Genomic DNA, 13,228 nt, shown 5'->3' with positions numbered 1-13,228 from the left:
GCGGCCTCGCCGCGTGTATGGCCTCTTCGGCCGGTCGCCGGTACTTTGCGCCGCGACCTTGAAGGAGGGGCCATGACCGAGCGACTCGTACCCGCATCCGCACCCGCACCCGTGCCCGTGGAGCGGCTGGGCTTCGAGATGCCGCCGGTGTTCGCCACCCCCGGGGAGGAGCGCGCGCACCGCAAGGAGCGGCTCGCCGCGGTGCTGCGGCTGCTGGGGAGGCTCGGGTACGAGGACGGGGTGGGCGGGCACGTCAGCGCCCGGGACCCGGAGTTCGAGGACTGCTACTGGGTGAACCCCTTCGGCCGGGCCTTCGGCGCGATCGGCCCCGACGACCTGCTGCTGGTCGACGGGGAGGGGCGGGTCCGCCAGGGGGAGCGCAGGGTCAACCAGCTGGCCTTCGCCGTGCACGCGGCCGTCCACCGGGCCCGGCCCGCCGTGGTGGCCGTCGTCCGCACGCAGGCCCCGTACGGCAGGGCGCTTGCCGCGCTCGGCGAACTGCTCGCCCCCGTCACCCAGGAGGCCTGCGCCTTCTACGAGGACCACGCGCTGCTCGACGAGTTTCTGGGCGGCGGGGCCCTGGGCGGCGGGGGCGCGGGCACCGGGGACGCCGAGCGGATCGCGGGTGCGCTCGGCCCCTACAAGGCGCTGGTGCTGCGCAACCTCGGGCTGCTGACGGTCGGCGACTCGGTGGAGGCCGCCGCGTGGTGGTTCATCGCGGCGGAGCGGGCCGCGCAGGTGCAGCTGATCGCGCGGGCGGCCGGGAAAGCGGTGCTCATCAGCCACCACAGTGCGCTCGCGACCCGGGAGCGGTTCGGGTCGGATCTGGCCGCCTGGGCCAACTGCCAGCCGCTGCTGGAGACCTCCGGAGCGGGTCCGTCAACATCATGAACGGTTAATCACCTGCTCTGACATCGTGCGCAATCCGGAACACTGCCGCAGTGGTGCACAATTCGCTGGCATTGCACCGTAGTTCAGAGAGGCGGCACGTTCGTGGCTGTCCAAGAGATGTCCAGAAGCACCCATACCGCGGCCTGTGCCTGCGAGGACTGCACACGAGAGGGGCACCGCCGAGCGGTCGCAGCGTTCCTGGCGAAGCGCGACGAGTTCGCCTCCGGGCAGGGGGTTCCGGCCGCCGTGGCCCACTCCCTCGGAGCCTCCCGGCAGTGGGTCTCCGACGAGCTGACCCTGTCGGCCCGGACGGTCGCCGACCGGGGCCGGGAGGCGGGCAGTTCCTGGCTCTACCTGTTCTCCCGGCGGGCCGTCCTCGCCGTGTGGATCGCCGCGGGGGTGCTGCTGCTGGTCCAGGTCGGCACCGCACTCGGCACCGGCTGGTCCACGGCGCGCACCGCCGGGCTGCTGGCCGCGCTCGTGCTGGCCGCCCTGCTGACGGTGGCGGCCCGCGCGCAGACGCTCCGGGGCGGCCTGCTGGCCCCGCTGGTCGGTGAGGACAACCGGCTGTCCACCTCGAAGGCGGTACCGAGCGCCTGGCTGGTGCTCACCGCCTTCGCGACGCTGCTGCCCGCGCTGCGGCTGGCGGCCTCCTCGCCGGGACCCGAGCGCCAGGCGCTGTACGAGGGCTTCGCGCTCGACCGGGCGCTGCCGCTGCTGGCGGTGCTCGGGCTGACCTCGGGGGTCGCGGTGCTGGTGCGCCGGGTGGTCTCCGTACGGATCATGGGGCAGCGGTTGCAGAAGCTGCCGGCGGACCGGCCGTCCGGGGCGGACCTGCTGACGGACGACGCGGGCCGGGGCTCCTTCCCGGACGCCCAGTACGTGCTGGTCTCCACGGTGGTGCTGGGCTTCGCGGGGGTCTCGCTGGCCCGGTTCCCGGACCGGCTGCCGGCACTGCCGTGGGCGCTCGCGCTGCTGGTGGCGCTGTCGGCGGCCGTGTACCTGGCGGCGAAGTACGCCGAGGGCAGCCGTCCGCTGGTCCTGTCGGTGGTGCGCAGACGCGAGCCCGGGGACCTGGACGCGGCGATCCGCCCCGGGGACGACATCGAGATCCGCGGAGTGGGCTTCGTCCCGCCGGGGGCGCAGACGCCGGAGATGCTGGCCCGGCTGGTGGTCCGCGTGGGCGCGGTCCACGTGCACGTACCGCTGGTCCCGGTGGCGGGCGGCTTCACCAACCCGTCCGATGCCGTGCTGACCGTGCCGGTCCCGGCGGAAGTGGAGCCGGGGCGGATCGAGATCCAGGTCGTCACTGCCGCGGGGGTGGAATCCAACCGGTGCACCATCGACGTGGCGGAGTGAAGCGGGTACACATAGCGCGTGACCCGAACTGACGTCCCCTCCGGCGCCCCTGACGCTCCCACCGGACAGAGCGGCTTGCACGGCCTGCGCGAGCTCGCCGCCCGCCACGCGCTCCTGCCCCTGCGGATCTTCCTCGGCGTGACCTTCGTCTACGCAGGCCTGGACAAGCTGACCGACTCCGCCTTCCTCTCCGCCACCGGCAGCGGCTCCATCGGCGAGCTGATGAACGGGGTGCGCGACACCTCGGCGATCCCGGCCATGGTGGACCTGGCCCTGAAGGCGCCCGTCGGCTTCGCCGTGGCCCTGGCCATCGGGGAACTCCTGGTCGGCCTGGGGGTCCTGGCCGGACTGCTGACCCGGATCGCGTCCGTCGGCGGAGCCCTGATCTCGCTCAGTCTGTGGCTCACCGTGTCCTGGGCGGTGACCCCCTACTACTACGGCAACGACCTGATCTACCTGATGGCCTGGACCCCATTGGTCCTCGCCGGGGCGCCCTACCTCTCGCTGGACTCGCTGATCCGCTCCCGCCGGTCACGGCGCACGGCGTAGGTCACCAGCCCGGCGACGGCGGCGAACGCGAGACCGCCCGCGGTCATCATGAGGACGAAGAACCAGGGTGGATCGGCCTCGCCCGACGCGCCGAGGAGATAGAGCACCCCGGCCGCCATCAGGACCAGTCCCGCGATCAGCCGTCCCGGCTGGAACTCATGACGCCGCACGGGCCACCTCCACCTGTCCCACACCCGCGCTCAGGTGCAACTCGATCGTGCCGCCGGCCTCGGTGCCGGGGGAGGGCTGCAGGGTCACCCGCCGCACCTCGTCGCGGCTCTGGATGCGTATGTGTTCGCCCGTATCGCCGGGCATCTGGATGTCGCCCAGCTTGATGGCCGCCTCGGTCTCCGCGGTGACCTCCCGCGGGAGGATCACCCGCAGCCGGCCGGCGTCGATGGAGGCGCGGACGGGCACGGTCGCGCCCTTGGGCACGTCCAGGCGGCTGAGGTCCAAGGTGGCGAGCCCGGTGCCCGCCTCGTAGGACGGCGCCACGTCGGCCACCGCGGCCGGCCGCCAGACGACGTCCTTCCACGCGGTGCCGATCTCCTTGGGCAGGGCCACCGCCCCGGCCAGCAGCACGGCGGTGATCACCGAGAGCAGGACGGTGCCGAAGCCGGTGCGGCCCTTGACCGAGCTCACCGCGAGCCCGAGGCCGAAGACGGCGAGGGCGGAGGCGAAGCCGACCTGCAGGGCACGGCTCAGGGTGCTGCCCTCCCAGACCGAGGCGGTGCCGACGGCCCAGGCGAGCAGGGCCAGCACGAACACCCGGCCGCCGATACCGCCCCGCGGCTCCCTGCGGACCTGCTGCGCGCCCTCCGGCGCCGCGGGCGCGGCCGGATCGCCGCCGGCGCCGGCGGGCACCGAGTCCTCGGGACCCCACAGGTAGCCCGTCGAGCCGACCGGCCCCGTGGTGCCGTCCTTGACCAGCGGATCCCGCCACCAGGACGGACCGCCGGGCACGGGCGGCGCCTGGGTCTCCGGCGGCGCCGGACTGTGCACGGTGCGGTGCCCGGTGCGGGTCGCCGCCGGGTACACGAACTCCACGCCCGCAGGGGCCCGCTCCTCCTCTCCCGGCTGGAGCCGCCCGCCGGACCCGCTCCGCCGGCGCTGCGACCAGTACGCCGCGCCGCCCAGCGCCAGCACGGCCAGGACGGAGAAGACCGCCAGCCCGCCGTTGTCCAGCATCGACAGGAACAGGGCGCAGCCCACCAGCGCGGCGAACACCGCCGCCAGCGTCGATCCCTCGATCCGGCCGGTCAGCAGCTTCTTCACCTCGCTGTCCTCCTCGCCCTCCTGGGGCAGGAGCATCCACGCGAAGCCGTAGAAGATCAGACCGACGCCGCCGGTGACGGCGAGGACGCCGAGTACGATCCGGAATATCACCGGGTCGAGATCGAAGTACCGGCCCAGGCCGCTGCACACGCCCGCGAGCACCTTGTCGCGCTTGCCGCGGCGCAGGGGAGGGCGCTCGGCGAGCGGCGAAGCGGAGCCGGCGCCCGCGCCGGCCCTGCTCGTGCCGGCTCCTGCGTCCGGCGGCGGGGAATCGTGTACTTCGGTCATGCGTACATGGTGACGGTCCGCCGACGCCGCAGGCATCCGGATCTACCCTGGCGCAACCCTGATATCCCCCCGAGAGAACTGGGGGGCTGCCCTGATGCCACGGCCGCCGCGAGCGTGTGACCATCGGTGACATGCCCGTAGCAGCCGCCCCCCGCACGCCGTACGCACCGGACTCCGACGAGACGCCGCAGCGCAAGCTCTACCGCAGCGCCGACGGCCGGATGCTCGGCGGAGTCGCGCGCGGCCTCGCCGGGCACCTGGGCCTGCCCGTCGTCTGGGTCCGGCTCGCCTTCCTCGGCCTGTTCATGTGGGGCGACGGCCTCGGCGTGCTGCTCTATGCCGCGTTCTGGGTCTTCGTACCGCTCGGCGTCGGCGGCCGCAGCGGCCACCGCTCCTACTTCGACACCCTCCCCGACGGCACCCGGCGGCTGCGCAAGCCCGAGCGCGGCCAGATCATCGCGCTGATCGCCCTGTGCGTCGGCGCGGGCATCTTCATCTCCCAGGTCCAGGTCGGCGGCAGCTCCGGACGGTACGTGTGGCCGACCCTGCTCGTCGGAGCCGGCGTGGTCCTCGTCTGGCGCCAGGCCGACAACGCCCGCCGCGCCCACTGGAACGCCGCCGCCGGCCGGCACGCCCGGCTGCTGCAGGCCGCCCGCGCGCTCGCCGGCGTCGCCCTGGTCGGGGTGGGCCTGACCGTCTTCATCGTGGTCCGCGGCTCCGCCGCCCAGCTCGGCAACGTACTGACCGCCACCCTCGCCGTCCTCGTCGGCGTCGCCCTCCTGGCGGGACCCTGGCTGATCCGCATGACCCAGGACCTTTCCGAGGAGCGCCTGATGCGCATCCGCGCCCAGGAGCGCGCCGAGGTGGCCGCCCACGTCCACGACTCCGTGCTGCACACCCTCACCCTGATCCAGCGCAACGCCGAGGACGTCGGGGAGGTGCGCCGCCTCGCCCGGGCCCAGGAGCGGGAGCTGCGCAACTGGCTGTACAAGCCCGAGGGCACCGGCAAGGACGAGGGCGAGGAGCCGACGACCCTGGCCGAGGCCGTGAAGAAGACCGCCGCCGAGGTGGAGGACCACCACGGGGTCCAGATCGAGGTGGTCGTCGTCGGCGACTGCCCCCTCGACGAGAAGCTGGCCGCACAGATGCAGGCCGCGCGCGAGGCGATGGTCAATGCCGCCAAGTACGGTGGCGACGGCGGACCCGTCCAGGTGTACGCGGAGGTGGAGGGCCAGACGGTGTTCGTGTCCGTACGGGACCGCGGACCCGGCTTCGACATGGACGCGGTACCGGACGACCGCATGGGCGTACGAGAATCGATCATCGGCCGGATGCAGCGCAACGGCGGGACCGCGCGACTGCGGTCCGCGCCGGACGGCGGCACGGAAGTCGAGCTGGAGATGGAGAGGGCGGCGAAGGCAGCATGACCGAGGACAGCGCGAGCACCGGCGGCGTGACCAGGAGGGTCCGGGTGGTGCTCGTCGACGACCACCGGATGTTCCGCACCGGGGTGCAAGCCGAGATCGGCGAGACCGAGCGGACCGGGGTCGAGGTCGTCGGCGAGGCCGCCGACGTGGACCAGGCCGTCACCGTCATCACCGCCACCCGCCCCGAGGTGGTGCTCCTCGACGTGCACCTGCCCGGTGGCGGCGGCGTCGAGGTACTGCGCCGCTGCGCCCCGCTGATGGGCGCCGTCGAGGACCCGGTGCGGTTCCTGGCCCTGTCGGTGTCGGACGCCGCCGAGGACGTCATCGGGGTCATCCGGGGCGGCGCCCGCGGCTACGTCACCAAGACGATCACCGGCACCGACCTCGTGGACTCGGTCTTCCGCGTCCAGGACGGGGACGCGGTGTTCTCGCCGCGGCTGGCGGGCTTCGTGCTCGACGCCTTCGCCTCGACGGACGCCCCGCCGGTCGACGAGGACCTGGACCGCCTCACCCAGCGCGAGCGCGAGGTGCTGCGGCTGATCGCGCGCGGGTACGCGTACAAGGAGATCGCCAAGCAGCTGTTCATCTCGGTCAAGACCGTGGAATCCCACGTCTCGGCGGTGCTGCGCAAGCTCCAGCTCTCCAACCGCCACGAGCTGACCCGCTGGGCGACGGCCCGCCGGCTGATCTGAGCCTCAGTGGTCCGGGCCCCGGTCAGGCGGGCCGCGAGGCTCCGGCCCAGGGCATCGAGTCCACCGGCGCGACGCGGACCGTGGAGCCGGGGCGCGGGGCGTGGATCATCTGGCCGTTGCCGACGTACATGCCGACGTGCGTGACGCCGGAGTAGAAGAACACCAGGTCACCGGGGGCCAGCGCGTCGCGGGAGACCCGCCGGCCCGCGTTGATCTGGGTGTAGGTGGTCCGCGGCAGCGCGACCCCGGCCGCGCGCCAGGCCGCCTGGGTCAGACCGGAACAGTCGAACGATCCCGGGCCCGTCGCGCCCCACACGTACGGCTTGCCGATCGCCCCGTACGCGAACGCCACCGCGCGCGCCGCGCGCGAGCCGTCGGAGGGCGGCGGAGCCTGGGTGGCGGGGCCGGCCGGTGCGGGGCCGGCCGAGCGGGCCTCGTAGGCCGCCCGCTCCTCGGCCGTCAGCTTGGCCAGCAGCCGCTGCGCAGCGGTCAGCTTCTCCTCGATCGCGGCCTTGTGGCCCGCGAGTTCGCCCTGCCGGGCCCGCAGGTCGGCGAGGCGTCCGGCGGCCTGGTCCTTGAGCTTCCCGACCTCGTCGAGCCCCCGCCGCACGGCCGAGATCTCGGCCGCGTTGCGGTTCCCGGCGCGGGTGATGAGGGCGGCCCGGTCCAGGTACTCCTGCGGATCGTCGGACATCGCCAGCTGGACGGCGGCGCCCAGCGTGCCGCTGCGGTACTGCGTCGCGGCCAGCGAACCGAGCGTGCTGCGGGCCGTGTTGAGCTGGTCGGTCTTGCGGGCGGTCTCGTCCCGCAGCCCGTCGAGCGCGCGCTGCGCCTCGTCGGCCTTCTCCTTCGCCCCGTTGTACTGGTCCGTCGCCGCCTCGGCCTCCTCGTAGAGCCGGTCCATCTCCGCCTTGACCTGCGAGGGCGTCGGCTGCGGATCGGCGTGGGAGGTGCCTTCGAAGGCGGTGGCGGTGGCAGCGCCCGCGAGGGCGAGGGTGGCGGCGGTGGTGCGTACGGTGCTCCGTGCCGTGCCGCTGGTGAGCGGGCGCTGCCTGGGCTTTCGATGACTGGCCACGAGGGCCTCACGTCCTTCCTCCGTCGGTGCCTGGTCGGTGCTTGGGGGAGGACGCTAGACCCGAAGGTAACGGGCAGATGACGAGATGATCGAAAGTGGCGGTACGTAACCGGACCTGGCGGGCGGGTGCCCGTCGATGGCCTTCCGCTATCCGCGGATGTCCGTCAGGCGGGCGAAGACGACCACGTTGCCGTCGTAGCCCCCCTTCTTGGAGAAACCGCCGCCGCAGGTGATCACGCGGAGCTCCGGAGCGCCCTTGGGGCCGTAGACCCGCGCCGCCGGAAAGTCCTTCTTGCCGACGACCTCGATGCCGTACACGGTGAACACGGCGGTACGGCCGTCCTGTCGGTCCACCTCGACGTGCTGGCCCTGCTTGAGCGAGCCGAGCGCGTAGAAGACGGCCGGACCCTGCTCGTTGTCCACGTGACCGTCGATTACCGTCGTGCCCCGGGTGCCCGGGGCGGGGGAGCCCTCGTACCAGCCGGCCAGGTTCCGGTCCTGCGGCGGCGGGGCGTCCACCCAGCCCTCGGCGTCGAGTCCGACCCGGGTGACCGGGGCGTCGACCTGTACGGCGGGAATCCGGATCCGGGTCGGCGGGGAGGGCTTCAGCGGCTGCGGGGCCGGCGGGAGGCGGCGGGCGGCCTCGTCGTGGGCCGGGTCGCTGACCAGGGAGGCGGCCTGCGCGGGCTGCGGCGGACCGCCGTTCAGGTCGAGCCCGTTGGAGAGGAGGAACGTGCCGCTGAGGGCGACCACGGCAACGACGCCCCAGCCGCCGCGGGGCTTCGTACGTTCCTGGGGGCGGGGCATGATGCGCGCTCCTTCCGTGGTGCCGGGGGTTCCGGGGCCGGAGGCCGGACCGGGTACTGGACCGGGGACCGGGTACTGGACCGGGGACCGGGTACTGGACCGGGCCCGTCCGGTCGCCAGGGGCGGGTCGGACGGGCCCGGCTGTCAGGGGGACAGCGGTCAGGCCTGGTCGCCCGCCCGGCGACGCATCAGGAACACGCCACCACCGAGCGCACCGGCCAGCAGCGCGGAACCGGCCGCGATCTCGGTGCCGTTCAGGCCTCCGGCGCCGCCGCCGAGACCGGCCTTGACGCCCTTGGAGGGAGTGGAGGGAGTGGAGGGAGTGGTCGTTCCGGTCTCCGTGCCGGTGCCGGTGCCGGACGAGTGGCCCGCGACCGTGAGGGTGGTCGTGCCCTTCTCGCCCTTGCAGTCGAAGGTGACCTCGTACTGGGCACCCGGCTTGGCGTCCGCGTCCACCTTGGCGGTGGCGGGCTTGCCCTCGTTGAGCTCGACCGCGTCGAAGATGCCGGAGGAGGCCTTGACCAGCGGTTCCTGGCAACCGGTGGCGTTCAGCGTGACGGTGCCGCCCGCGGCGACGGTGGTGGGGGAGACGGTGAAGCCGAAGGACGTGACGTTGGGCGTGGTCCCGCCGTCGTTGGCCGAGGCGATCGGCGCGGCGAGCGCGAAGGCGGCCGTGGACAGCAGGGCTACGGACGCGACACGTATGGAATGCATGGTGAATCCTCCGGGTCCCCGAGGCGCAGCCGCGAACTATTTGTCCGCAAAGGGGGGTAAATGCTCCTCGATGTGCTAGACGCTAGGCCCGGTTGGCGGAACCTGCGAATCGAACGGCACGAACGGACCAACGGAGAGGGTGAGTTGGCGGGCGCCCCGCCAACTCCTCTGATACGGACGGTGAGCGCCACGCCGGAGCACCCGCCGCACCGTGGCGCTGAGTGACGGACACGCCGACGGAAAGGCCGACGGAGAAGCGGGCGCCGCCGCGTTCACCCCGGCCGGACGCTCCCGTAGATCGGTTGGTAGTAGACCGAGTCCTCGCGGACGGACGTCCCCGGGCGCGGGGCGTGGATCATGCGGCCGCCGCCGATGTAGATCCCGACGTGGCTGATGTCCGCGTAGAAGAAGACCAGGTCCCCCGGGCGCAGCGCGCTCGTCGCGATCCGCGGGGCCGCCTTCACCTGGTCCCAGGTGGTGCGCGGCAGCGTGACCCCCGCCGCCCGCCAGGCGGCCTGGGTCAGCCCGGAACAGTCGTACGAGCGCGGGCCGGTCGCGCCCCAGACGTACGGTTTTCCCAGCTGGGCCCGGGCGAAGGCCACCGCCCTGGCGCCGGCCGCCGACGCGGCACCGTCCGCGGGCAGCGGCCCCGGAGCGGCCGGGGACCGGGGGGCCAGGGCCCGCGCCCGCTCCGGCGCGGTGAGCTGCGCGAGCAGGGCGTTCGCCTCCGCGAGCCGGGCCTGCACGTCCTGCTTGCGCCCGCGCAGCTCCTCCTGCGCCCGCTCCAGATCCGTGACCACCACGGCCGCCTCCCGGCGCTTGGCGGCCGTCTCCGCCCTGGCCCGGGTGTACTGGGTGAGCAGGGCGTCCTCGCGGCCGCCGAGCCGGTTCAGCAGGTGCGTCTGCGCGAAGAAGGCCTGCGGATCGTCGCTGAGCAGCAGGGTCGCGGTCCCGCCGAGGCCGCCGGCGCCGCGGTACCGGTCGGCGGCGTAGCTGCCGAGCAGCCGCCGGGCCTCGTTCAGCTTCTGGGTGGTGCCGGCCACCTGGTCCATGAGCGCGGACAGCAGGGCCCGCTGTTCCTCGGTCCGCCCGGCCGCGGCGTCGTAGGCCTGGGTGGCCGTGCCCGCCTGCCGGTGCAGCTCGTCCACGCGGGTCCGTACCTCCTCCACCGAGGGGCGGGGCGCCGGCGCCGCCGCGGCCTGGTGGGGGAGGAGCAGGCCCAAGGAGGACAGGGCCGCGGTCGTGACGACCGCGGTGGGGGCGTTCGGATGTCTTCGGGTGCGCGGCTTGCGGTGGTGGGGGGAGGGGTGGGACGAGGGGAATCCGTACGCGTACACGGGCCGGCACCTCCTTCCGGTTGGCGGAGCACGCTAGCGCCGGAGGGGGCGCCTCGGAAGGGGGCGGGAAGGGTTCTCAGGGCATATGCCGCCGAATTTTCCGAGGGCGGGACCGGCTGTCGGTCCCGCCCTCTAAACTCGGAAGGCGATGAGCAGCCTCTTTGACGACAGCTTCCTGGCCGACCTCTCCCCCTCCGAAGAGGTCCCCCCGCCGCCCGAAGACCACGCCGCCCCCGAGGCGGGCGCGGACGATCTCTTCGGGGGGCGCTTCGACACGCCCATGCACGGGGACGCGTACTACCGGGACGGCGCCCCCAGGCCCGTCATCGACCCGGCGGCGCTCCTGGAAGGACTGAATCCGGAGCAGTGTGCCGCCGTGGTGCACGCGGGCTCCCCGCTGCTCATCGTGGCCGGCGCCGGATCGGGCAAGACGCGCGTGCTGACGCACCGCATCGGCCACCTGCTGGGCGCGCGCGGGGTCCACCCCGGCCAGATCCTGGCGATCACCTTCACCAACAAGGCCGCCGGCGAGATGAAGGAGCGCGTCGAGGGCCTGGTCGGCCCCCGCGCGAACGCGATGTGGGTCTCCACCTTCCACAGTGCGTGCGTGCGCATCCTGCGCCGCGAGTCCAAGCGGCTCGGTTTCACCTCCTCCTTCTCGATCTACGACGCGGCCGACTCGAAGCGCCTGATGGCGCTCGTCTGCCGCGACCTGGACCTGGACCCGAAGAAGTTCCCGCCGAAGGCGTTCAGCGCCAAGATCTCGAACCTCAAGAACGAGCTCATCGACGAGGACGCCTTCGCCGGGCAGGCCGCCGACGGGTTCGAGAAGACCCTCGCCCAGGCGTACGCGATGTACCAGGGGCGGCTGCGCGAGGCCAACGCCCTCGACTTCGACGACATCATCATGACCACGGTCCACCTGCTCCAGGCCTTCCCGGAGGTCGCGGAGCACTACCGGCGCCGCTTCCGGCACGTGCTGGTCGACGAGTACCAGGACACCAACCACGCCCAGTACACGCTCGTGCGCGAGCTGGTCGGCACCGGCTACCCGGACCTGCCGCCCGCCGAGCTGTGCGTGGTGGGTGACGCCGACCAGTCGATCTACGCCTTCCGCGGCGCGACCATCCGCAACATCCTCCAGTTCGAAGAGGACTACGCGGACGCGACCACGATCCTGCTGGAGCAGAACTACCGCTCCACCCAGACGATCCTGTCCGCCGCCAACGCGGTCATCGAGCGCAACGAGAACCGCCGCGCGAAGAACCTGTGGACCGAGGCCGGCAGCGGCGCCGTCATCACCGGCTACGTCGCGGACACCGAGCACGACGAGGCGCAGTTCATCGCCGACGAGATCGACCGGCTGACGGACGCGGGCGACGCGAAGGCCGGCGACGTCGCGATCTTCTACCGGACGAACGCGCAGTCGCGCGTGTTCGAGGAGATCTTCATCCGGGTCGGACTGCCCTACAAGGTCGTCGGCGGCGTCCGGTTCTACGAGCGCAAGGAGGTCCGCGACGTCCTCGCGTACCTGCGCGTCCTGTCGAATCCCGAGGACAACGTCCCGCTCCGCCGGATCCTGAACGTCCCCAAGCGCGGCATCGGCGAGCGCGCCGAGGCGATGATCGACGCGCTCGCGATGCGCGAGAAGATCACCTTCCCGCAGGCGCTGCGCCGGGTCGAGGAGGCCTTCGGCATGGCCGCCCGCTCGACCAATGCCGTCAAGCGCTTCAACGTGCTGATGGAGGAGCTCCGCACCATCGTCGACTCGGGCGCCGGCCCGGCGGTGGTCCTGGAAGCGGTCCTGGAGCGTACGGGCTACCTCGCCGAGCTCCAGGCCTCGACCGACCCGCAGGACGAGACGCGCATCGAGAACCTTCAGGAACTGGCGGCCGTGGCGCTCGAATTCGAGCAGGCACGGGAAGCCGCGGCGGCCGAGGCCGCCGAGAACGGCGCCCCGCCGGTCGGCCCCGGCACCCTCTCCGAGTTCCTGGAGCAGGTCGCGCTGGTCGCCGACTCCGACCAGATCCCGGACGAGGACACCGACGGCAACGGCGTCATCACCCTCATGACCCTGCACACCGCCAAGGGCCTCGAGTTCCCGGTGGTCTTCCTGACCGGCATGGAGGACGGGGTCTTCCCGCACATGCGCGCGCTGGGCCAGACCAAGGAGCTCGAGGAGGAGCGCCGCCTCGCCTACGTCGGCATCACGCGGGCGCGCGAGCGGCTGTACCTGACGCGCTCGAGCATGCGCAGCGCCTGGGGCACGCCCTCCTACAACCCGCCGTCGCGGTTCCTGGAGGAGATCCCGGCCGAGTACCTGCAGTGGAAGCGGACGGGCGCGGCGCAGAAGCCGGCGGGCCCGATGCGCGGCTCCGGCTCGGGGTACGGGTCCTCCGGCTCGGGCGGCGGCTCGAAGGCCTCCTTCGGCACCTCGCCGGAGTCCTTCCTGTCCTCGTCGCGTACGAAGTCGGGCCCGTCGGGGTTCGCGACGCGGCGGGCCGCCGACAAGCCGGTCATCGCGCTGGTGGTCGGGGACCGGGTCACGCACGACCAGTTCGGGCTGGGCACGGTCATGGAGGTCAGGGGGGCGGGCGCGGACGCGCAGGCCACCATCGACTTCGGGGACGAGAAGCCGAAGCGGCTCCTGCTGCGGTACGCGCCGGTGCAGAAGCTCTAGCGGCGGGCGGGACGCGGGACGGCCCGCGGACGACGACGTGGAAGACGCGGAAGGGGGCGCCCCCCCGGGGGGGGGGGCCTCCCCCCTTTTTTTTTTGTTTTTTTCTTGTTGGTTTCCCCTCTGGTTTCCGTCCC

12 protein-coding genes are annotated in these 13,228 nt (G+C 72.9%); 6 read left to right on the top strand and 6 right to left on the bottom strand.

Going from position 1 to position 13,228, the window contains the following annotated elements; genetic code table 11:
* Window positions 1–72: 72 nt before the first annotated feature.
* The 3 genes from ACFRU2_RS15190 to ACFRU2_RS15180 all read left to right on the top strand — a co-directional run bounded on the left by ACFRU2_RS15190 (window position 73) and on the right by ACFRU2_RS15180 (window position 2,799).
* A complete protein-coding gene (locus ACFRU2_RS15190) occupies window positions 73–891 on the top strand; it encodes a class II aldolase/adducin family protein (protein ID WP_382972085.1) in 819 nt (272 codons plus the stop codon).
* Between the two features lie 102 nt (window positions 892–993).
* Window positions 994–2,250, top strand: a complete 1,257-nt coding sequence (locus ACFRU2_RS15185) for a hypothetical protein (RefSeq protein ID WP_274549130.1) — start codon at window positions 994–996, stop codon at window positions 2,248–2,250.
* A gap of 75 nt (window positions 2,251–2,325) precedes the next feature.
* Complete coding sequence (locus ACFRU2_RS15180) at window positions 2,326–2,799, top strand: DoxX family membrane protein (protein ID WP_382972557.1); 474 nt, start codon at window positions 2,326–2,328, stop codon at window positions 2,797–2,799.
* Here ACFRU2_RS15180 and ACFRU2_RS15175 read toward each other — a convergent pair.
* Together ACFRU2_RS15175 and ACFRU2_RS15170 are read right to left on the bottom strand one after the other, a co-directional pair.
* Window positions 2,745–2,969 (bottom strand): hypothetical protein, encoded by a 225-nt coding sequence (locus ACFRU2_RS15175; protein WP_382972083.1) that lies wholly within the window; start codon window positions 2,967–2,969, stop codon window positions 2,745–2,747. The genes ACFRU2_RS15180 and ACFRU2_RS15175 overlap by 55 nt on opposite strands.
* The gene (locus ACFRU2_RS15170; protein WP_382972081.1) at window positions 2,956–4,362 is read right to left on the bottom strand and encodes a PspC domain-containing protein; all 1,407 of its coding nucleotides are present in this window, start codon (window positions 4,360–4,362) and stop codon (window positions 2,956–2,958) included. Before ACFRU2_RS15170 ends, ACFRU2_RS15175 begins: the two co-directional genes overlap by 14 nt.
* Before the next feature lie 131 nt (window positions 4,363–4,493).
* Here ACFRU2_RS15170 and ACFRU2_RS15165 point away from each other — a divergent pair, with 131 nt between their 5' ends.
* Together ACFRU2_RS15165 and ACFRU2_RS15160 are read left to right on the top strand one after the other, a co-directional pair.
* Entirely contained in the window at window positions 4,494–5,789 is a 1,296-nt protein-coding gene (locus ACFRU2_RS15165) for a PspC domain-containing protein (RefSeq protein ID WP_382972079.1), read from the top strand.
* Window positions 5,786–6,481, top strand: coding sequence for a response regulator transcription factor (locus ACFRU2_RS15160; RefSeq protein WP_243333471.1), 696 nt, complete (start codon window positions 5,786–5,788; stop codon window positions 6,479–6,481). The genes ACFRU2_RS15165 and ACFRU2_RS15160 overlap by 4 nt, the downstream gene beginning before the upstream one ends.
* A 22-nt stretch (window positions 6,482–6,503) precedes the next feature.
* Here ACFRU2_RS15160 and ACFRU2_RS15155 read toward each other — a convergent pair whose 3' ends face one another.
* The 4 genes from ACFRU2_RS15155 to ACFRU2_RS15140 all read right to left on the bottom strand — a co-directional run bounded on the left by ACFRU2_RS15155 (window position 6,504) and on the right by ACFRU2_RS15140 (window position 10,414).
* On the bottom strand, window positions 6,504–7,556 hold the full coding sequence (locus ACFRU2_RS15155; RefSeq protein WP_382972077.1) for an NlpC/P60 family protein: 1,053 nt from the start codon (window positions 7,554–7,556) through the stop codon (window positions 6,504–6,506).
* Between the two features lie 147 nt (window positions 7,557–7,703).
* Window positions 7,704–8,363, bottom strand: coding sequence for a class F sortase (locus ACFRU2_RS15150; RefSeq protein WP_382972076.1), 660 nt, complete (start codon window positions 8,361–8,363; stop codon window positions 7,704–7,706).
* Window positions 8,364–8,522: 159 nt separating this feature from the next.
* Window positions 8,523–9,077, bottom strand: a complete 555-nt coding sequence (locus tag ACFRU2_RS15145; protein WP_382972074.1) for a hypothetical protein — start codon at window positions 9,075–9,077, stop codon at window positions 8,523–8,525.
* A gap of 272 nt (window positions 9,078–9,349) precedes the next feature.
* Window positions 9,350–10,414 carry an NlpC/P60 family protein gene (locus ACFRU2_RS15140; protein ID WP_382972072.1) on the bottom strand — a complete coding sequence of 355 codons (1,065 nt, stop codon included), beginning with the start codon at window positions 10,412–10,414 and terminating at the stop codon, window positions 9,350–9,352.
* Between the two features lie 148 nt (window positions 10,415–10,562).
* Between ACFRU2_RS15140 and pcrA the strand changes: the two genes are divergently transcribed.
* Window positions 10,563–13,094 (top strand): DNA helicase PcrA, encoded by a 2,532-nt coding sequence (pcrA, locus tag ACFRU2_RS15135; RefSeq protein ID WP_382972070.1) that lies wholly within the window; start codon window positions 10,563–10,565, stop codon window positions 13,092–13,094.
* Window positions 13,095–13,228: the final 134 nt, after the last annotated feature.

The sequence above is a fragment of the Streptomyces sp. NPDC056883 genome, from assembly GCF_042788835.1.
In the GTDB taxonomy this organism is placed as follows: Bacteria; Actinomycetota; Actinomycetes; order Streptomycetales; family Streptomycetaceae; genus Streptomyces; species Streptomyces stoeckheimensis.
The sequence above is the reverse complement of the archived record's forward strand: the minus strand, read 5'-3'. Positions and strand labels throughout refer to the sequence as shown.

Coding starts and splice junctions, on each gene's coding strand:
- ACFRU2_RS15145 (WP_382972074.1), bottom strand. CDS start 9,077: ATGCATTCCATACGTGTCGCGTCCGTAGCCCTGCTGTCCACGGCCGCC.
- ACFRU2_RS15160 (WP_243333471.1), top strand. CDS start 5,786: ATGACCGAGGACAGCGCGAGCACCGGCGGCGTGACCAGGAGGGTCCGG.
- ACFRU2_RS15190 (WP_382972085.1), top strand. CDS start 73: ATGACCGAGCGACTCGTACCCGCATCCGCACCCGCACCCGTGCCCGTG.
- ACFRU2_RS15150 (WP_382972076.1), bottom strand. CDS start 8,363: ATGCCCCGCCCCCAGGAACGTACGAAGCCCCGCGGCGGCTGGGGCGTC.
- ACFRU2_RS15165 (WP_382972079.1), top strand. CDS start 4,494: ATGCCCGTAGCAGCCGCCCCCCGCACGCCGTACGCACCGGACTCCGAC.
- pcrA (WP_382972070.1), top strand. CDS start 10,563: ATGAGCAGCCTCTTTGACGACAGCTTCCTGGCCGACCTCTCCCCCTCC.
- ACFRU2_RS15170 (WP_382972081.1), bottom strand. CDS start 4,362: ATGACCGAAGTACACGATTCCCCGCCGCCGGACGCAGGAGCCGGCACG.